15 protein-coding genes are annotated in these 20,425 nt (G+C 46.0%); 12 read left to right on the forward strand and 3 right to left on the reverse strand.

The window, feature by feature from the left end; translation table 11 throughout:
* Positions 1–77 precede the first annotated feature (77 nt).
* The 3 genes from F461_RS0106690 to F461_RS0106700 form a co-directional block, all read right to left on the reverse strand.
* The gene (locus tag F461_RS0106690; protein ID WP_020000381.1) at positions 78–437 is read right to left on the reverse strand and encodes an ArsR/SmtB family transcription factor; all 360 of its coding nucleotides are present in this window, start codon (positions 435–437) and stop codon (positions 78–80) included.
* 106 nt (positions 438–543) lie between these two features.
* The gene (locus tag F461_RS18575) at positions 544–2,562 is read right to left on the reverse strand and encodes a sensor histidine kinase (protein ID WP_020000382.1); all 2,019 of its coding nucleotides are present in this window, start codon (positions 2,560–2,562) and stop codon (positions 544–546) included.
* 302 nt (positions 2,563–2,864) lie between these two features.
* Complete coding sequence (locus tag F461_RS0106700) at positions 2,865–3,173, reverse strand: hypothetical protein (protein WP_020000383.1); 309 nt, start codon at positions 3,171–3,173, stop codon at positions 2,865–2,867.
* A 168-nt stretch (positions 3,174–3,341) separates the two neighbouring features.
* Here F461_RS0106700 and F461_RS0106705 point away from each other — a divergent pair, with 168 nt between their 5' ends.
* The 12 genes from F461_RS0106705 to F461_RS0106760 all read left to right on the forward strand — a co-directional run bounded on the left by F461_RS0106705 (position 3,342) and on the right by F461_RS0106760 (position 20,424).
* Positions 3,342–4,484: a radical SAM protein gene (locus F461_RS0106705; protein ID WP_235633765.1), complete on the forward strand. Its 1,143-nt coding sequence runs from the start codon at positions 3,342–3,344 to the stop codon at positions 4,482–4,484.
* 114 nt (positions 4,485–4,598) lie between these two features.
* A complete protein-coding gene (locus tag F461_RS0106710; RefSeq protein WP_020000385.1) occupies positions 4,599–5,804 on the forward strand; it encodes a glycosyltransferase family protein in 1,206 nt (401 codons plus the stop codon).
* On the forward strand, positions 5,797–7,161 hold the full coding sequence (locus tag F461_RS17260) for a glycosyltransferase family 4 protein (RefSeq protein WP_020000386.1): 1,365 nt from the start codon (positions 5,797–5,799) through the stop codon (positions 7,159–7,161). The genes F461_RS0106710 and F461_RS17260 overlap by 8 nt, the downstream gene beginning before the upstream one ends.
* Positions 7,158–8,267 carry a glycosyltransferase family 4 protein gene (locus F461_RS0106720; protein WP_020000387.1) on the forward strand — a complete coding sequence of 370 codons (1,110 nt, stop codon included), beginning with the start codon at positions 7,158–7,160 and terminating at the stop codon, positions 8,265–8,267. The genes F461_RS17260 and F461_RS0106720 overlap by 4 nt, the downstream gene beginning before the upstream one ends.
* Positions 8,268–8,300: 33 nt before the next feature.
* Positions 8,301–8,918 carry a histidine phosphatase family protein gene (locus F461_RS17265; protein ID WP_020000388.1) on the forward strand — a complete coding sequence of 206 codons (618 nt, stop codon included), beginning with the start codon at positions 8,301–8,303 and terminating at the stop codon, positions 8,916–8,918.
* Positions 8,918–10,120: a glycosyltransferase family protein gene (locus tag F461_RS0106730; protein WP_020000389.1), complete on the forward strand. Its 1,203-nt coding sequence runs from the start codon at positions 8,918–8,920 to the stop codon at positions 10,118–10,120. Before F461_RS17265 ends, F461_RS0106730 begins: the two co-directional genes overlap by 1 nt.
* 84 nt (positions 10,121–10,204) lie before the next feature.
* Positions 10,205–11,008, forward strand: a complete 804-nt coding sequence (locus F461_RS17270; protein WP_020000390.1) for a polysaccharide deacetylase family protein — start codon at positions 10,205–10,207, stop codon at positions 11,006–11,008.
* Between the two features lie 146 nt (positions 11,009–11,154).
* Positions 11,155–11,847 carry an ABC transporter permease gene (locus F461_RS0106740; RefSeq protein ID WP_020000391.1) on the forward strand — a complete coding sequence of 231 codons (693 nt, stop codon included), beginning with the start codon at positions 11,155–11,157 and terminating at the stop codon, positions 11,845–11,847.
* Between the two features lie 9 nt (positions 11,848–11,856).
* Positions 11,857–12,753, forward strand: a complete 897-nt coding sequence (locus F461_RS0106745) for a class I SAM-dependent methyltransferase (protein WP_020000392.1) — start codon at positions 11,857–11,859, stop codon at positions 12,751–12,753.
* Positions 12,735–13,475, forward strand: a complete 741-nt coding sequence (locus F461_RS0106750; RefSeq protein WP_020000393.1) for an ABC transporter ATP-binding protein — start codon at positions 12,735–12,737, stop codon at positions 13,473–13,475. Before F461_RS0106745 ends, F461_RS0106750 begins: the two co-directional genes overlap by 19 nt.
* Positions 13,475–18,451 carry an FtsX-like permease family protein gene (locus tag F461_RS17275; protein WP_020000394.1) on the forward strand — a complete coding sequence of 1,659 codons (4,977 nt, stop codon included), beginning with the start codon at positions 13,475–13,477 and terminating at the stop codon, positions 18,449–18,451. Before F461_RS0106750 ends, F461_RS17275 begins: the two co-directional genes overlap by 1 nt.
* Positions 18,448–20,424: a DUF6785 family protein gene (locus tag F461_RS0106760; RefSeq protein ID WP_020000395.1), complete on the forward strand. Its 1,977-nt coding sequence runs from the start codon at positions 18,448–18,450 to the stop codon at positions 20,422–20,424. Before F461_RS17275 ends, F461_RS0106760 begins: the two co-directional genes overlap by 4 nt.
* Position 20,425: the final 1 nt, after the last annotated feature.

The raw sequence follows: 20,425 nt of genomic DNA on the forward strand, positions 1-20,425 counted from the left end.
CAATCAGTTATCGTGCTCTCATTGCAGTGTCAGACATTGCCTCTTCCCGTGCTAAAACACCTCATTTTTTGTACTTGCTACCCTTCCAGAACATGCTCAAGCGCCGTAGAAAGCAGTGTTGTAACATGGTCATCAGCAAGGGAATAATATACATTTTTCCCAGATTTCCGATACCGCACCAGCTTTGCAGTTCGTAACAACCGTAACTGATGCGAAACAGCAGGCTGACTCATCCCGATAATAGTAACAAGGTCACATACACATAGTTCATGATGCGACAAAGCGTTCAGGATACGTACACGTGTCCCGTCACCTAAAATTTTAAATAATTCCGAAAGACTACTTATATGCTCATTTGGAAGCATAGCTTTTTGTACTTTTGCCACAGCTTCATCATGAACACATGTTATTTGACAAACAGGTGTAATTTCTGCCACCCGCTCCTCCTGCAATGTTAGTATGCTACAACGCCATTCCGATTCCCCGCAACAATACGTTAGTCTACTGGGAAAGTCTATTTAGGCCTCTTCATAAAGATTAACGCTATTCGCTGACAATCACAGCACAAATAGGAACGGCTGCCCGAACCAGCGTACCCCCATCTTTAAACGATAAAATGTTCAACGTCCCGTTTACAAGCTCTACACGTTCACGCATGCTCCCGAGCCCCACACCTGATCTTGAACAAGTATCTATGCAAAATCCAACACCGTCATCTTGTACATATAACACACAGCTATCACCTTCCTGCTTGATATGAAGCCATATATTACTCCCCTTACTGTGCTTTGCCGCATTAGAAAGCGCCTCTTGTGCCACACGGAATAAAACCGTTTTCTGCAATTCACTGAAAACTTGTTCCGATAGATCAAAGGTACTGGAAAATGAAAATGCAGGATGCAAAATAGACGCCTCGTTCAGCAACCAACGCAATGCAGAAATAAGACCAAGATCGTCAAGAATTGTCGGCCTCAATGCCATAATGATACGGCGTAGCTCAACACTTGCGCCCTGTAGTAATTCAATCATTTTAGAAAGGCTGTCGGGCGACACATCTGCGCCCTGCTCTACTCGCGCCACCTCACTTTCCAGTAAATATTTGATACCGGAAATTGTCTGCGCCGTGCTGTCATGCAACTCCCGTCCGATTCGTTTTCGCTCATCTTCCTGAGCAGAAAGAACTCGCTTTGAAAGCAACTTCATTTGTTCTGTAGTGCGCTTTTCAAACGTCACATCTTCTGCATAAATCGCAACGGCATTGATATCCAGACTCTCTGTAAATACAGGATAAAAAGAGACCTTCCAGCACCGATTCACATCTGTTTCTATATGCTCAGCCATTCCCATAACAAGAGCAGCATCAAACGCACCACGCCATGCATTCACCACTTGCTCATTCAACACATCAAATAAGTTCACGCCCCCTGAAGCTTGCTCGGCTGCTTTGAACTCCTGCCCTGCAGCATGATTCATTGTGATCACAAACCCTTGAGGATCAACAAGCAAAGCACAATCGCTCGTTGCGTTCATTAAGGCTTTAAGGTTATTCTTATGCTCATGCATCTTACGTTCAGCTTCAATTCGTTCGCTGATATCAATAGTAAACGAGTAAACTAAGCTACGCCCTTTGTCTTTAGCCCCCACAAAACGCACTTCAACATACCGCATTTCATCGTTGGCCTGACGATGAAGCGCCGTGAATGAAGCCTGCCCCAAACGTTTTACTTCTTCTATCCTGTCCTGAATGGCAGAAACGGACATACCCGTAACCTTCTGCAAGGGCTGTCCAATCATGTCATCAAGTTCATACCCATAAAATTCTGCTGCACCAGCGTTCGCTTCTTCAATTTCAAAGGTTTCAGTATCCCATAAAAAGCGGATGCCGTGCTCGTTTAAAAAAATATTCCGAAACCGCTCTTCGCTTTCAATCAATGCCTGTTGCTGGCGTTTACTCCACAACACATGTTCTTCGAGCGTGTTATTAACTTTTGCAAGAATTGCTGTGCGATCTTTTACACGCTCTTCAAGCTCATCACGGGTTTGCTTTAGTTCAATCTGTGCGGCCTTCTGGTGCGTAATATCTGTTGCGGAATATAAATATACAACACCCACATCATCAGCCTGCACAATCTGTGTCCGGGTTTCAAACCATACATACGCACCATGTTCGCTTAATTTACAACATTCGCCACATGCTTCTTTCTGACTATCCCTAACTGCGAAGACTTGTTGTCCAACACAACGCCAAAAGCTCGTCTTTTTCCGTGCCATCCCTTCAACGTCAGCACCTTCCAACGTTCCAAAAAACTGCTCAAACAGTTTGTTCCAGTACATTGGGCTACATGTTTCCGAAAAGAGTGCAATGGCCACTGGTTCTGAATCCAGCACCTTGCTCAATAACTCATAAGGAAGAACTGGTCGTTCCGTGGAAGCCTCTTCAGGACAGCGAAACATTTCCGTATCACAGCTCTGCTGCGCAACGAAGGGTCTAGCGCATGCAGCACCCGGTGGTTCATTACCATTGCCTTTTTTACCTTCTCTTTTCCCTGATACCCCTGTCATGCAACTCTCCAGTTCTTATGTCGACTTTCCGACCAGTTATATCACACTCGTACGGAAACTAACATTGATTGCAAAACATTACCCTGCATTCTAAGAATTTTCTCCGTAATATTTATCCTTAACAGCCACTACAAAGCCCCATAAAAAGACCTTTAGCACAGTAACGCACTATTATTAATACTTATAATAACAAAAACACCCCGCAGATAGTAGTATCTGCGGGGTGTTTTTCATTGTGAAAAATATATGACTTCTTTCTCTTAGAAAGAAGATCGTCAACTATGTTCTACTTAACCTTTGCGTTACACACCTACGCTGTCCATAAGCTCAGTGGCAAGTTGTGCAATACGATCCTGATCATCGCTGGAGAGCAATTCCTGCAATGCTTCAAACGGCAACACAGTACTATCGTAGTCGACAGTTAATGTTTGCGTAAAAATATTCAGATTGGTCTTCTTAATAACAGAACTTCCACCTTTAGCTGCATGCTGCAATTGCGTTAACTTAGGGTGGTTTCGAATAGCTAAATTCACTTTTACCTTCAATCTTCCCGGCGTATGTTTTTTTACAGTAAGGTATTCTTTTAACTCTGCTAAAACACGTAAATCCATTATTCCATGTCCCCTGCGATAACTCGCATCAGAAGCAATCTGATGCATTATAAATGATACTATTTTTAAAAAAAATGCAGTGGTTCTCTACCACTTCAACCCGTTAATTGCAAACCACATCAAGGCAGTTTAACCATGCATAATTACAACAAATCAATGATATGGAACATGACAAGAAACTGTAATTTTCAATGTTCATACTGTTATTTTCCGCATACTAACGGTAAAATAATAAATTATATCTCTATTGAAACGTTACTTCGCTTTCTTAATAAGAATAATAACAGCTGGCTAGTTAACATGACTGGAGGTGAACCATTTCTATATCCTAATTTCGTCTCACTTTGTGAGCAACTTACACAAAAGCATTACATAGGGGTAGATACAAATCTTAGTTTATCAGCCCAGATAAAAGAATTTGCAAAAAGGGTTTCTCCATCAAAAGTTAATGATATCTATGCGTCGTTACATATTGAAGAACGTGAAAGAAAAAATGCAGTCCCACAATTTATTCAAAATTACCATATCCTTGCTAGTGCAGGATTCGCAATTAAAGTTAATTACGTACTGCATCCTTCGCTGGAAAAACGATATCCTGATGACATTTCATTTTTCAAAGAGAACGGAGTCCCCATTACGCCTCGCCCGTTCAAAGGAATCTACAACAATCTAAAATATCCACAGAATTATTCCCAAACCATCAAAAATATATTTACAAGCCACCCTGCTGCGGGAACAAAAATGGTTTTTAACTTCCGTGGGATAGACTGCAAAAGTGGCTGTTCATTCATTCGAATGGAACCTAATGGGACAATCTTCCGCTGCCCGGGGGATAGAACCGTTCTCGGCAATATTCATGACAATGTTACACTCAATGCAGGTGCCACTCCTTGTGCGGTAGACAGGTGTCCATGCCAAGGCATCAACTATGTAGACCTGAACCCGGCAGAGGGATGGTTTATTGAGGGAATGCGGTCATTTATCACTGGTTCAGAAAAGAATGCCGAGCATGCCTTCCGCCAAACGTTGCTCTATGACAGCGAACATTCCAGCGCATTGAATAATATTGGCGTATTCGCTTTCGATAGTGGAGATTATACGCATGCCAAACGCCTTTTTGAACATGCCCATAATATTCATCCACACATTCCGCTATATAAACAAAATCTTTCTATACTAGAGGGTGTTATCAACGAGAAAACAACTTCCAGTATGCATCCGGAAGTAAGTGAAATAGTACGCCCGTGTGCAACTACAGCCGAATACTATGTTACGACCGGGCAAGCGATACCAATGGCAGAGGAAAATTAGAGGTTTAACATCCTGTATTACAAAAACAATAATACTCTTTTCCCCCATAATGATTCACAGACTTAAATACTTGCATACGACTGTGAACTTCTTACCAAGGTGCAGCAATTACTCATGAGTTCTACATATAACATCCTCATGTATTCCCATGATACTTACGGACTTGGGCACATCCGAAGAACAATGGCTATCGCACGGAACTTAAGCGCTCCCGGTGTTAATATTCTTATCCTTACAGGATCCCCCATTGCCGGCCGCTTCCCGATTCCCTTCGGGGTCGATTTTGTGCGTATTCCGGGTATGATCAAACAAAGCAACACTGTCTATGTGCCTCACTCCATAAAAGTAAACCCCCAGAAGGCATTGGAAATACGGCAAGAGATAATTACTGCCACAGCAAAATCCTTTGATCCGGATCTCTTCATCGTGGACAAAGTTCCCGTAGGACTCAAAGGGGAAGTTCTGCCCGTGCTCCAATGGTTTAAAACTTCACGTCCTGACACTAACGTCGTGCTCGGATTGCGTGATATTTTAGACGATTCTGCATCAACACGTGCAGAATGGAATGACAAAAACTACTTTAATGTGCTGGAGAACCTGTACTCGGAAATATGGATTTACGGACAAGAAAATTTTTACAATCCTATTGTTGAATACGGACTGCCCTCCTCCATAAGCAATAAATGTGTCTTTACCGGCTACATCCCCCGCGAGACCCCAAATAAAAAAATCACCCTCAAGCACCTCCTGAACGGAAACGGGAACGGGATCAATGACTCCTGCAAACTGATCGTTGTCACTGCAGGCGGCGGAGGTGATGGCTACCACATGCTGGATACCTACCTTTCAATGGTAGAAGAAACGCCGGATCTTCCGTTTAAAACCTATATGGTATCGGGACCTTTTGTCCCCCAGGACTTGCAGGACTCTCTTGCAAAACGAGCCAAAAAGGCTGGCGTAATCTTCGCTACCTTCCATAAAAGGTTAGAAAAAATTATGGCGGCAGCAGACCTTGTTGTGAGTATGGGCGGATACAATACCATCTGCGAAATTTTGTCCCTTAAAAAAACGTCGCTCATTATCCCACGTGAAAGTCCGCGTCTGGAGCAACTCATCCGTGCAAGGGTATTACAATCCGCCAAACTGGCAGACTACATTAAATGGGACTGCCTCACCACGTCTTCACTGCGTGACAAAGTAATCACCATGCTGGAAGACTCTTCGCAATACGAACAAAGTATCAACGCATTTTCCATGACTGGACTTGAAATCATCCGTTCTCGGCTCTCCGAATTCAAGGGAGACACCATCGATGCATAACACTCCAACGCTCGGTATGATCCTGAAAGGGTATCCCCGCATATCAGAAACTTTTATTTCCAATGAAATAAAATTGTTAGAAGAGCAAGGCTTTACCATTCATATTTTTTCAATGCGGAAACCGCGTGAAAAATTTTCGCATAAGTCTGTAAAATCCATCCACGCAACAGTTACCTATCTTCCGGAATATCTTTCTCTTGGATTCCCACGTCTGCTGTGGAACACGCTCTTATGTGCCCTTCTACACACAACCACATTCTGTAATACCTTTAAATTTTTCCTCTCCCGCTTTTCAGGAACCAATAAAGTACATACATGGATCAAACACTTTATGCAGGCGTGTGTAGTTGCCAATAATATTGAGTCTAAAAACATCACACACCTTCACAGCCATTTTGCGCATACCCCGACATCTGTCGCCATGTACGCAGCAAAACTTGCCGGCATTCCGTTCAGTTTTACCGCACATGCAAAAGATATTTACACGCAACATCCCAAACGGGTTGCAGAAAAAATGCAGCAGGCACTGTTTGCCGTTACATGTACAAAATACAATAAACTTGCCTTAGAAACGATTGCTCGTTCTTTCCCTGCGCCTAAAGCACCACCACACTATGCGCTGCCCCCCATAGAGGACGGCTCTCCCATACGGACTCCACAGCCCGGCTACTGTCCGGTACATACTATCTATCACGGGATAGACCTATCCCTTTTCTCTACCAGACAAAACGGTCTCACTACCCATACGCCCTATTCAATTCTTACCGTGGCCCGTCTAGTGGAAAAAAAGGGGCTGGACACAATCTTAGAAAGTCTGCGTCTTCTCTTTTTACGCAATATCCCATTCAGATACACACTTATTGGTGAGGGCCCGCTTCTCGGTAAACTTGAAGAGATAGTCTACAAGTATGGACTAACAGATTTTGTTCGCTTCACCGGCACGCTGCCTCACGAGGATGTGCTGCGCCATTACCGCAAAGCCGATGTGTTCCTTCTCGGATGTACAACAGCGCAGGATGGAGACAGGGATGGTATTCCCAACGTACTGGCAGAAGCCATGGCAATGGGAGTCCCTGTTGTTGCAACCCGTGTTTCAGGAATTCCTGAGCTCGTAGAACACAATAAATCAGGCTTGCTTGTTCCATGCAACAACGCCGAGGAACTGGCCAAGGCCACAGAATGCCTGCTCACCGATGAAGCTCTGCGGCAGACCATCATTTCCGGTGCCGAACGTAAGGTTCATAAAGTCTTCAACAACAGACAGCTAATTGTACAGCTCGGTAATATTTTTGAAGAAAATGGTATCACCAGAGAGGAAGCAGATACAATGTCAGAAATGGAGTGGTCATCTTCATGAAAATTGCGTTCTGTACCCCGTTCAAACCGCTGACACACCCGCGCATATCCGGCGATGTGACTATTGCGGAAGATTTAGCGACGTTTTTCCAGAATCAAGGGCACGAAATATGGATCGTACCTCAATTATCCACTCGGTATATTTGGAAACGACCTCGCAACTGGGGACATATCTACGCAACCATGCAGCTTGTTAAAGAAAATATACAAAACGAAAAACCGGATGTGTGGTTTACATACCACTCATACTACAAGGCACCAGATATTCTCGGCACTATGGCAGCAAGAGAACAAATACCTTACGCAATATTTGCCCCTTCCCACGCTCCAAAACGAAAAAAGGACTGGAGCACTAAGCCGGGGTATTACCTCAATAAAAAAGCACTGCAACACGCAACACATATTTTTGCGAACAAACAACGAGACCTTGAGGGACTAAGCCATATTGTCCCGCCAAGTCATCTCACTTTCATTCCACCCGGAATCCGCACAGATATTTTCACACGGAATGAAACGTTGCGCGCAGAAAAACGCACTGCATGGAATGCAACAGACAGTATTGTTGTGCTGACAATTGCCATGCTGAGAAAAGGAACAAAATCAGAAGGTGTGGAACACGTCATCACCGCCTGCAGTGACCTTGCATATCAAGGGCACGACATCAAACTGATCATTGCGGGAGACGGCGTTATGCGTCCATATCTGGAAGAAGTCGCGCATAAGTTCTTACCAAACAGGCACATATTTTTAGGCATCGTCCCTTCTAAAGAGCTGCCGGCACTCTATTCCAGTTGCGATATTTTTGCCTTCCCCGGCATAAATGAAGGTCTTGGCATGGTCTATCTGGAAGCGCAAAGTTGTGGGTTACCAGTTGTGGCGTGGGATCATGATGGAGCACCGCAAGTGGTCAACAATGGCACTACAGGCATCATCACTCCATCGTACGACAATAACGCGTTTTCACAGGCTATAGGCAAACTTGCAGCATCGCCAGACCTGCGAACGGCCATGGGTGCAGCCGCAACAAAACATACTGCGACAAATCATAACATCCGGCAGAATTATGCCGAGTTAGACGCAAAGCTTCGAGCCATTGCACAACAGTAACAACAGTCAAGACGACATACGCCAGAGGTTACCATGAAACAAACGTATATTGGTCTCCTACGCCATGCCCCCACAGGATGGAACTCTGTCAAACGAATTCAGGGACAACATGATGTTTCACTTCCGCAAGAAAGTTACGATATCATCAGCGAATGGATTCCATCCATCATGCAATATCCATGGACACGTATCCTCACCAGTGATCTTGCACGTGCCTACCATACCGCGCTTGCACTTAACAAACATACAAACGTTCCTATTGAACGTGATCCTCGCCTACGTGAACAAGATTGGGGAGCATGGGCAGGTCATACCATTCAGGATCTGCGCGAAACGACCCCCGAAGAAATAGCACGTCAGGAAGCTGCAGGATGGGAGTTCAAACCACCGGGCGGCGAAAGCAGGATAGAGGTACTTAACAGGACCCTTGAAGCGATGCATGAAGCAACCCGACGATGGAACGGAGAACACATCTTGATCGTAACCCATTATGGCAACATTGCGTCCATTGCCAACCACCTCATGCATACAAAGTTCCTTCCCGAAGAAGGAAAGCTTATCAAAAAACATGCACTACATCGCCTGATTGCAGAACAAACTGCACCTGAAACAACACAATATTCAATCCTCTCCATTAATGAGGTGATCTGATGCGCGTAGTCCACTACTGTCAGCATGTGCTCGGCATGGGGCATTTTTTCCGCAGTCTGGAAATAGACAAGGCTCTCGTTGATCATGAAGTAACACTTGTTACCGGCGGCACTCCTTTATCCATCACCTACCCCCCGCATGTACAAGTAATCGAACTGCCCCCTCTTTCCATGGACGAAGAGTTCGGAGCCTTCATCCGTACAGATAAAGACGGCTCCAAACATATTCTCTCAGAAGCAGAGCTTGAAATCATTAAACTCCAGCGTACCGACATTCTTACTGAAACACTCAAGGCATTGCAGCCCGATGTTTTTTTAATTGAACTCTTCCCGTTCGGACGCAAGCAGTTCAGTTTTGAGCTTATGCCCGTCCTTGAACTCGCCAAGCAAAATGCATTTCCCAACATGTACACCATATGCAGTGTGCGTGATATTCTTGTAGAAAAAACGAAACAGCAACAATTCGAAGAACGTGTACTTTCTATCCTGAACTCATATTTCGATGCTGTTCTTGTACATACAGACCCGAAAGTTATCACGCTGGACGCCACATTCCCCCGTATTAACGAGATCACAATTCCGATCTACAACACCGGATACATAACACCACTTCCACACGATCTCTGCCCTGAAGCAGTGCGAGAATCCCTTTCTATCACACCTGATACGCCATTCATTCTCGGCAGTATCGGCAGCGGATCTGTACATCCGGAAATCATGCAGCAACTCGCAGCCGCCTCTATTTTGCTCAACAGAACCACCCCGCACAGACTGCTGATTTCCACTGGTCCTTTTATGCAACCTGATGCCCGAACACGCATTCAAGAGCTTTGCGCACCGTACCCGCACATTACTGTTACTGATTTTATCTCTGATTTCATTACACATCTCAGCGCAGCCGATCTCTCCCTTAGTATGGCCGGATACAATACAACAATGAATCTGCTGGCAGTAGACACGTTCGGACTGGTTTTTCCTTTTGATCAAAATAGAGAACAACGCATGCGATCAACCAGCCTTGAAAAACTTGGAGCACTCAAAATTCTTGAACAGAAAGAGATGGAACCAGACCGCCTCAGCGCAATACTTGAGCAGTATGTCAACACTCCTGCGCCACCGCCGCAACACTACGTTGACCTGCAAGGAGCAATGAAGTCTGTTCGGATATTGGAACAACTATTACAAAGTAAGGCCGTTGGGTAACTCGAAGCTTACACTACCCGCCCCTTTGAAATCAGTTTATTTTTTATGATAAATGATACGTTGTGAACCGTGGGAGGGAACACTATGGCAAAACAACGACCGTACATTTCAGCACTATGGCATGCAGTCCCTTCCAACATTCAAGAGTTGCTTGCACAGACCATCCAAGCTGGTGTGGAAGCCCATAAAACCAATGGGCGCCCTATGGGAAAAATTCCGTCAATATTTTTTCGCGCAGATGACATCGCTATCCCTTCAACAGCCTGCCGGAACATGCTTCGTATTTTTGCTGAATACGACACCCCTCTGGGGCTGGCAGTTGTTCCCGCATGGAGCACTGCCGCCCATGTTGAGGCACTGTTGTCAGTCGCACCTGAGAAAAATCACCTCTGGTGCTGGCACCAGCACGGCTGGTCTCACGTGAACCATGCAACGCATGGCCGAAGCTGCGAATTTGGCAACGACAGAAAACATGAGGAATGTGCTGAGGAGTTGCAACAAGGTCATGACACCCTGAAATCATTGTTCGGTGATACGTTCTATCCGGTATTCACACCACCGTGGAATAGAATTTCCGACTCGAACATCCAAATTTTAAAAGACATCGGTTGGAAAGCAATCTCCCGCACAGCTTCTGCACCCTATCAAAAGATTTTACCGGATATTCCGGTTAATGTTGATCTGCACACACGGAACGAACTGACTGCAGCAAGCGGTTGGAAGGGATTACTGGCAGAGCTGCGTGCCGGAATTGCCTCCGGCCGTTGTGGAGTAATGATGCATCATGACAGAATGAACAGCGCCGCCGAGGAGTTTCTGCAACGCCTGCTGATAATCTTACAAAGCTACCCCGTACAGCCTGTTCCCATATATTCCTATATGCTATGATGGTGGTTACTCATTATTTTGCTCAACCATAGAACGCAACATTATTGCATACAGGCCGGACAGACTACCTGCTTGCATATTTTCAGAAAAAATTTTCCATGAAAATACCCTGATTACTATGGTGAGCAGCAACCGTAGGAACAGCTATGCCGGAACAATCGTCACACACCGGATTTTTCACCCACGAGGCAGGCCAGAGTATCGGCTTTCCGTGGAGTAAATCTTTTGACTTTGCGGTTCAAAGTTTGCGGAACCGGTTCACACGCTCACTTATTACTATGAGCAGTCTAATCCTTGCGGTTGCTTTTCTTGCATTCATTTTGGTCAGTCTGGACATCGCCACAGGACTTATCAAATTCGGCGGCTCCCAGTTTGCCTCACTCCTCACAGAAATGGGGTTTGATGTTAACACCGCCCTCGGCACGGTAACAACCGGCCCTAAAGAACGCTGGATCGTCCTTCTCTCACTTCTCGTATGCACCGTCGGTATTATCAACGCACAACTTATGTCCGTTACCGAACGGTTCCGTATTATCGGTATATTCAAATGCCTTGGAGCGCTTGATTCCATCATCTTGCGCCTATTCCTCATAGAAGCAGCGCTTATCGGCATCATCGGTGCCGCAATAGGTGCTGCCGCAGGCATTGCCTTTGCGTTCCTTAACGGTCTGGTAAATTTCGGTGTAGCATCGTTGATTCTAGTATCGCTGATGAATGTCTTCATCTCGTTTCTTATTGCTACGGGTACAGGATTTGCGTTGAGCATTATCGGTGTATTGTACCCTGCCATTCTTGCTGCACGCATGGAACCAGTAAAAGCACTTAACGCACAGCACTAGGAAGTACTCATGCCACGCACGTTCTTCCCCTCAAAACGCCATCGCATGCTCACTGCATTGTGGTACTTGTTACGAAAGCCTCATAAGGCATTGAAATCCATTTATCGCGACAGACACGATGCTCTATGGTGGCAACAATACGTCACAAAGTCCTACGGGCTGGAACTGGGCCTGCCGCAGGTAGACCTGCTCGATCTTATTCCTGAATTTGAAGAAACAATTTCGCCATATGCTATGCTGGAAGCCGCCGCAACACCTATGGATATTGCCCTGCTCAAAGGACTCGCCCGATCATACGACGCGTGTGATTATCTGGAAATCGGGAGATGGCGCGGTGAGTCCATCACAAATGTAGCTCCGCACACAAGGACCTGCTTTTCTCTCAGTTTATCACCGGCACAGCAGGCACAAGCCGGGTTCAGCAATTCCATGATCCGGCAGGACGGGTTCTTTATCACGCCTACGCAGTATCCCAACATCACATGTATAGACTGCGATACGCTCTCGTTTGATTTTTCTACTCTTACAAAAAACTTTGATCTTATTTTTGTCGATGGTGACCACCATGCAGCCGCTGTTGCCAGTGACACCCGAAATATTTTCCCTTTGTTGAAAGACGATAATTCCATGATTGTATGGCATGATTACGCAAATTCACCGGAAAAAATTCGCTGGGCTGTACTGGCAGGAATTCTGGACGGCCTTCCGGCAAACGAACATCAGTACCTGTACCATGCTTCAAACACCCTTTGCGCCATCTACACTCGCAAAAAACTGTCCGCAACATATCAGGGGTTTGCCATAACTCCGGATAAAATTTTTGAAGTTACCATCCGCGCCCACAAGCTGGAGACACCGGCAATAGGGTATAGTCAGGGAGAGGCTCGATGGACGAAAAACAGATAATTGTCCGGGTTGAAGGCGTTAAGAAGACCTTCAAAATGGGTAAGCAGCTTGTACATGCATTGCGCGGCATTAATCTGGAAATTTATGCCGGTGAATATCTATCTATTATGGGGGCTTCCGGTAGCGGAAAAAGTACGTTGTTCAACATGATCGGTGGGCTGGATAAGCCTACAGAAGGAAAAGTTTTTATCGATGAAGTAGATATTTCTCAGCTGGATGCCTACGAGCTTGCATGGCTGCGCAACCGGAAAATCGGCTATATCTTCCAGACATTCAACATCATTCCAACGTTGACCGCGCTGGAAAATGTTACCCTGCCTATGATCTTTGCAGGAATGCATAATGAAGCTGCAACGGAAAAAGGATTACAGCTGCTTGACCTTGTTGGACTGGGCTCCCGTCATCAGCATAAGCCTCTGGAATTATCCGGTGGTCAGCAGCAGCGTGTAGCCATTGCTCGTTCTTTCGCAAACGATCCGACAATTATTCTTGCGGATGAACCTACGGGCAACCTGGACAATCGCACCGGCGAAGAAGTCATTGAGTTGTTGCGTACTCTGTGCAGAGAACGCGGAGTAACCATTATTACGGCTACACACGATTACAAAATGATCAGCGTATCCGACCGCGTAGTGTGGGTTAAAGACGGACGAGTTGATAAAGAAGAACACCGCGACGAACTTAAAATTTCTCTTGGTACCATCGGGGAGAAGGAGCACTAATGAACTCCATCTTTACCATACCGCCCCATAAGGGTTCCACCGCACCAAACATAATGATCTTCATTATGCTCTGTCTTATACTCTGCACTACAGTTCAAACTGGCTATGCACGTAAGTCCACAAACAGCGACAGGAAATTCAAACTGACCACAACGGCTCTTTCTTTACTGCAAGAAAGGTTCACAGGGTCGCAAGGTGCAAAAGAAGCAGCGCGCTTTATCCATGAACAACTCAAAACAGACTTTTCTGCCCATAAGTCTGTGACAACCGGTATCCAGTCATATCTCTTGCCCGTTACCCACTTCAAAGTAGGTACCCTTAGAAGAACAGACACATTACACCAGCAAAGTATAACGCTTCCCCCCTTGCGCCTCAATGCGGTCACACCATCAACCACCTCGGAAAAAGGCATCACAGGGCATGTAATATACGTTAAGGGGGGAGAGCTTGCAGAGTTCAACGGCAAGGATGTGCAGGGTGCTATCGTCATTATGGATTTAGCATCCGGAAAAAACTGGATTAATGCGGCACAACTTGGTGCATCTGCACTCATTTATGTAGATGAAGGAAACGCCACGCCTCCTACCAAAGCACTCTTTAACGATAAGTTTGAACTTACGCCTATCAACTTTCCCCGATTCTGGATCTCCCGCGAAAAAGCTGCGGAGTTTTTTGGTGACCTTAACTCGCTATACGAACAAACGCTGCCGAAAGATCCGGTAACAAAAGTCACAGTTTCCGCCAATATTGAATGGGTTCAGGCAGAAGGCGAAAACGTCTGGGCTTTTATTCCCGGCACAGGCACAGATGCCGACAGCAAATTTATGCTCGTAGAAGCGTTTTATGATGCAGCCGCATTTGTTCCGGAACATGCCCCCGGAGCAGATGAATCGACTTCTATTGCAACCTTACTGTCCATTGCTGAGCAACTAAGAAAGAATCCGCCGAAAGCATCCGTACTGTTACTTGCCACATCCGGCCACTCACAGAGCAATGCGGGGATGCGCTCTTTCGCGTCGCTATTAACGCAAAAGCTGAGTGATATAAAAGACTCTTCTACTCAACTTGCTCAAAAAGCATCAGATACCAGAGACACCATCGCACTTCTTCATAATCCAGAGCTATTCTCCACACCGGAATCTTTGAATATATATTCATCAAGGGAACGTGAACTTTTTCGCACTGCATTGGATTCTGTATCCAAAACGCAAGTTGACCTTTTCACCCGCGAAGTTGTCCGGTTACGCCTTGCGGCAACAGGTTCAAGTGAAGATTCTAAACGAATTAAAGAACTGGCGGCAAAACGCCTTGAACTCAGAAACGTGGTCTGGCTAAGTTCAAAAGTACAAGCACAAAATCCTGTTCCACCTGAAGAACTTAGGATCTTGCGCAACTTGGTATCTCTTGCGCTTGCAGAACAGCAGGAAAGATTTGCAGATCTCATCATCCGGTTACGCAGCGCAGACAGCAAACTCCTCCTGAAAGAAGCCATCGGCGAACGCACCATGCAAGCAGGATTCGGACTCTATCTATCTACCCATGGCACTGGTGTCGGCGGATTTACTCGAGGATATTTATATGAATTGAAAGCGAGTATTAACCGCACATCATTCTTCAGTCCATTGTCTGAGCTGGTGACTGAAAACGCTAAGAAACTGCCGAACTACGATACATTATGGCAAGATTCGCTTCATCCGACTCCAACGACACCATGGCAAAGTTATCTTCCGGATCTCCCAACATTCGACAGCGAAGTTCTGGCGATTGCGGGCTTTCCGATGATCAGTATTGCCTCACTTCACGATTTCCGTCCGCTATGGGGAACCCCGCACGACGTTCTGGCAGCAACAGACCAAAAATATGCACTGGAACAGAATCAGTTCGTCACGTCGCTTATTGCCAACATTGCAAATGAAAGTCTGCCCGATATTGAACGAGGCAGAAACGGCCTTGCCACACTGGGAGGAAGTGTCAACCTGCAAAGACAAGGAGAACCTTTTCCAGATAAACCTGCCGTAGGCACACTGGTTCTTACTTATCAAGGTCCTTCCCGTTTCTACGCCATGGTTAACACGGACGGCAGCTTTGAATTGCCGGGGCTTGCCACATCACAGCAAACCATCCATAAGGCTGTCATAGAAGCGTATAAGCTCGCTCCGGATACTGGTCTAGCAGTGTGGGCCGTGGATAAGCCGAGTACCGGCAAAAGCAATTACCGTGTCAAAATGCGCCGCAATACTATGGGAACCCAACTCACCATGTTTGATTGTGCGCAATCAACTCTTTTCAATTTACTTGATGCACGGACACTTGCGTACTTATATCGAACTGAAATTATTGATGCACGAACTGAAACCAGTCCGTTACGCTACTGGTATTCAAGACTGGATACTCGTGATTCTACGCTGGGGACTTTTTTCCTTGAGCCGGACGTCCCGTTCAAGCTCACCCTTTCGGATACTGTCCTCGGTAAAAAAGTTCTGCTGCTAAACAACACCCAGAAAGACCCGCTTGGCAAAGGCTATCTTATAAGTAAATGGCCCGTCATTCCGTTCACAGAATACCATGCCGCGAAAGACATGTGGACACTACTCATCCCCCGGATCAAAAATCTGGAAGAAAAGGGCATCAACAACGAGCGAATTTCCAATCTGTATCAACAAGCACAACTACTGCTTGAGCAAGCAGAACAATACTACCAGCAAAAAGACTGGGTTGGTCTGATGAACACATCACGAGCATCCCTTGCTACGGCTTCTCTTGTTTACAATGATATTGAAGGAACCCAAAGGGACGTTCTCTCCGGTGTACTTTTCTATATTGCTCTGTTTGTGCCGTTTGCCTATTGCCTTGAACGTCTGTTCTTCGGTTTTTCCTCCATCTACAAACGCATTATTGCGTTCCTCGGCCTACTCACGGTTACTATTATTCTAGTTTATTTTGTTCATCCGGCATTCCAGCTGACCTACAGCCCGCTCATTGTTATTCTGGCATTTTTTATCATCGGGCTTTCGTTTCTTGTGTCCATGCTCATATTCCTGCGCTTCGAACGGGAGGTCAAAATTTTTCAGGAGCAGGCACACAATATTCGAGTAACGGAGGCAAACAAGAGTGCAACTTTTGTAGCAGCTATGGCTATTGGAGTAAGCAACCTGCGCCGTAGACCTCTGCGTACAGCACTGACAATTACAACACTCACAATCCTGACATTCACTATTATGAATTTTACCTCCACCAAAAGTATACGCACTGCCGGATGGGTAGAATTCAGCACTTCAGCGCCATACTACGGCCTGCTTCTTAAGAATCCTAACTGGCGGGATATGCCGGTTGAAACATTACAAGTAACAAATGATCTGTTCGGCCAAGAAGGAATCATCGCCCCGCGCGTCTGGTTCGAAATCGAAGACAAAACCCGTGCCCCGTTCCTGCCGATGAAATACAACGGGAAGGAATCATCCGCACGGGCACTTATCGGACTAGCCCCTTCTGAAAGTGATATGAGTTCATTACGCAAACATCTTGTATCCGGCTCATGGTTTAACGAAAGCGACCAGCACTCCATTATCCTGCCGGAAGAGATCGCAAACCAGCTGGGCATAACACACGTAGGGGCCATTGCGCCTAAAATCACCTTTTGGGGAATTCCCTATACAGTACGCGGCATTATTAAAAACAAGGCACTTGCAGAAAGCAAAGATCTTGACGGCGAACCGATTACGCCAATCATTTATCCTAACATTGCCGCCTCTGACCTAAGCGAAACCGAGGCGGAAGCGTTGAACCGTGGAGAAGACTTACTCCGCTATGAAAGCCGGTACGAACACATAAGCGGCGCACGCACGGTTATCATTCCAGCACGCACCCTTCTTTCTGAAGGTGGCTCCCTTAAAGCTGTTGCTATTAAAACAGGGAAAGACAAACCCGATGATGTTAACCATGGTTTACTGAACCTTGGCTACCGATTCGGTATGCTTGTATTCAGCGGTACAACTTCGGGGACATATTTATATTATGCTTCGAATTTCATCAGTTACAGTGGCCTCTCCGCTATTCTCATTCCTATCGGCATTGCGGTACTGATCGTTTTAAACACCATGATCGGTTCTGTGTATGAACGACGCGGTGAAATTGGTGTATACACATCTGTAGGGTTGGCACCGTCTCATGTTGCCTTCCTCTTCGTGGCAGAATCACTAGCCTTTGCGGTTATCAGTGCTGTCTTCGGCTATCTCATAGCACAAACTGTATCCGGATTTATGGCCGGCACAGAACTATGGGCAGGTATGACTGCCAACTATTCATCCACAGCCGGTGTTATGGCCATGCTGCTCATCATTATTGTTGTACTCATATCCTCGATATATCCTTCCAGAGTTGCATCAGAAATTGCTATTCCAGACGTCACCCGTGCATGGAAACTTCCGGAAGCGGTAGGCGATGTCATGCGCATTGAACTGCCGTTTCTCGTAAGAAGCTCAGAGCAGGCCTTCGCCGGAGGGTTCCTGTTTGAGTACTACAACGGACATGCTGGCATATCACATGGCGCCTTTTCCACTCAGGATATTACGTGCAGCTTCCTGCCTCCGGATAATCTTGTTGAACAGGGACTCATTCCTGATTCAGTTCAACAGGACACCGCAGGCGACGCCTGTCTCACCTTTGATTTCAAAACATGGCTTGCTCCCTTTGACTTTGGGGTGCGCCAGAACGTGCAGCTTATTATGTGCCCGTCTGAATCGCATCACGGGTTTAAAGAAATCCATGTCATTCTTACCCGCGAAGCAGGAGAAAAACGCGTGTGGCAAAACCTTAACAAGCCGTTTCTGCATGGTTTGCGCAAGCAGCTTCTTGTATGGCGGTCTATAGAAAAAAGCGCGCGCTCAACCTACGAAAGAGACTTAAAAACCGCCCTTGCTAAAAAGGGGAAAGACATCCCGCACACAGCGATAGAGAACAAAGGAGATAGCGCATGAACACGTTACGGCTCCCCGCTCTAGTCTTTGCTATTCTTCTCGGTATACTTATGTGCGCAGCCGGGCCATTCAACACTGCATGGCTCGGAGGAACGCCACTCGGCGGCGGGCACTTCCCCCTCGCCCCCTTCTTTATTTCCTTTATCTTATTTATTGTTACAGCAATTATTGCCGCATCAACAAAGACAAATCCCATACTCAACGGCACAGAACAACTTGTCACATGGTTATTTATGGTCATCGGAATTGGTATTGGCTATTCCGGCCTTGCAGAATCATTTTTTCTTAATATTACCGCACCAATCTATTACCAGAGCGGCGGCTACAGCTGGGTCAAGACGCTAACTCCGTATCTTCCAGACTCGTGGTACATGAACAGTCCCTCCGTAGTAAAACCGTTATATGAAGGTTTTGTCGGTGGACACGACATGAGCATCCTGCAGGTAGTACAACAAATTCCATGGGCTGCATGGACAGGAGTTATGACACTATGGGGGTTGTTCATTATGATGGCATACCTCACCATGCTCTGCCTCGTTAACCTGTTTGGCAGACAGTGGATAGAAAATGAACGCATAAACTTTCCACTCCTACGCGTGCCGCAATTTTTGAGTGAAGCACTAGATGCCGGGAAGATGCGCGAGTTTCTTACAAATAAATTCCTCTTGTGGGGCATCGGAATTCCGGTGTTTCTCCACATGATTAACGGGCTGAGTTATCACTATCCATCTATCCCGCAACTGCCGCTGCTGGTTCTTGCCGGACAATATTTCCCCAAATATGGTCTTTTTTCCGGCTTTAATAAGTTACAATTGTATATTGTTCCTGCGTACATCGGCTTTGCGTTCCTTGCCACACGACAAATTGCATTCAGTTTCTGGTTCTTCTACATCTTTGGCGCACTTTTCATGGGAATATTGTATGTTATGGGATTCAATGTTCCCCAATCTGCCATGGGCATTACCTTCGGTCCCAACCTTGCCCGTCCGGCAGAAGCTACAGTTATCGGTGCCACATTCATATTCTTCCTGTTTATTCTCTGGCTTGCCCGTGAACACTTAGTCAACGTCTTCAAGACGGGACTTCACAATACAAAAGTTTACCAAGGTGAAATTATACCTGCTACATGGTCACTTTGGGGAGCTGTTATCGGCATCGGCGCAATGATGGTCTGGTGTCATTCGTTCGGTATGTCTATCGGCGGCTCAGTTATCATGCCAGTTGCATTTTTTATGATTCTGCTAGTTGTATCACGCGTTATTACACAAGGTGGATTGCCACAGTTTATGCTCACAGCCGCCCCCTCCGACGGACTTACCTCAATATTGGGAACCCGCTTTCTGGGAATGGCCGGAATTGCTCTCACGACTGTTATGCAGAAGATGATGTTTCTTGATGTGCAAGAGTCGCTTATGCCGAACCTTGTGCACGGTAATAAAATTTCCGAGCACACAAAAAGCAAACGACGCTTCTTTATCGCGCTGACAATCTTGCTTGCCTTGTGCGTATGCACAGCATTTTGTTCAATGCTTATTCTTGGATACAAAACAGGTCTGCGCGATTTAAAACTGGAAGTGCAAACGCAGTCAGTCCTCTCTATTTATGAAAATGCAGGCAGACTGATTGACGCACCACTGAGTGCGAATTCGTGGATCACCTCGTTTGCAATCGTTGGTGCTATAGTCATGGGTGTCCTTGTATTCTGCTTCTACAAATTTCCATGGTGGCCGCTTCACCCTTTAGGCTTTCTTGCAGCCTACAGCAAAAGCATGCGTATTCTCTGGGTCTGCTTCTTTCTTGGATGGCTTTGTAACTATCTGGTACTGCACTATGGCGGCACTGCCCTCTATAAAAAAGTACAAATGACTTTTGTGGGACTCATTATCGGCGATATGCTTATGGGAGGAACGTGGGCTATTGTAAGTTTATTCTCCGGAATTGTGTATCCAGTCTTTCCAGTGCTGGGAGGATAGA

Origin of the sequence: Halodesulfovibrio aestuarii DSM 17919 = ATCC 29578 (assembly GCF_000384815.1) — a bacterium.
Classification (GTDB): domain Bacteria; phylum Desulfobacterota; class Desulfovibrionia; order Desulfovibrionales; family Desulfovibrionaceae; genus Halodesulfovibrio; species Halodesulfovibrio aestuarii.

Bases quoted from the DNA above. Each gene is read 5' to 3' on its own strand.
- F461_RS18575 (WP_020000382.1), bottom strand. From the start codon at position 2,562: ATGACAGGGGTATCAGGGAAAAGAGAAGGTAAAAAAGGCAATGGTAAT.
- F461_RS0106700 (WP_020000383.1), bottom strand. From the start codon at position 3,173: ATGGATTTACGTGTTTTAGCAGAGTTAAAAGAATACCTTACTGTAAAA.
- F461_RS0106705 (WP_235633765.1), top strand. From the start codon at position 3,342: ATGACAAGAAACTGTAATTTTCAATGTTCATACTGTTATTTTCCGCAT.
- F461_RS0106710 (WP_020000385.1), top strand. From the start codon at position 4,599: ATGAGTTCTACATATAACATCCTCATGTATTCCCATGATACTTACGGA.
- F461_RS17260 (WP_020000386.1), top strand. From the start codon at position 5,797: ATGCATAACACTCCAACGCTCGGTATGATCCTGAAAGGGTATCCCCGC.
- F461_RS0106720 (WP_020000387.1), top strand. From the start codon at position 7,158: ATGAAAATTGCGTTCTGTACCCCGTTCAAACCGCTGACACACCCGCGC.
- F461_RS17265 (WP_020000388.1), top strand. From the start codon at position 8,301: ATGAAACAAACGTATATTGGTCTCCTACGCCATGCCCCCACAGGATGG.
- F461_RS0106730 (WP_020000389.1), top strand. From the start codon at position 8,918: ATGCGCGTAGTCCACTACTGTCAGCATGTGCTCGGCATGGGGCATTTT.
- F461_RS17270 (WP_020000390.1), top strand. From the start codon at position 10,205: ATGGCAAAACAACGACCGTACATTTCAGCACTATGGCATGCAGTCCCT.
- F461_RS0106740 (WP_020000391.1), top strand. From the start codon at position 11,155: ATGCCGGAACAATCGTCACACACCGGATTTTTCACCCACGAGGCAGGC.
- F461_RS0106745 (WP_020000392.1), top strand. From the start codon at position 11,857: ATGCCACGCACGTTCTTCCCCTCAAAACGCCATCGCATGCTCACTGCA.
- F461_RS0106750 (WP_020000393.1), top strand. From the start codon at position 12,735: ATGGACGAAAAACAGATAATTGTCCGGGTTGAAGGCGTTAAGAAGACC.
- F461_RS17275 (WP_020000394.1), top strand. From the start codon at position 13,475: ATGAACTCCATCTTTACCATACCGCCCCATAAGGGTTCCACCGCACCA.
- F461_RS0106760 (WP_020000395.1), top strand. From the start codon at position 18,448: ATGAACACGTTACGGCTCCCCGCTCTAGTCTTTGCTATTCTTCTCGGT.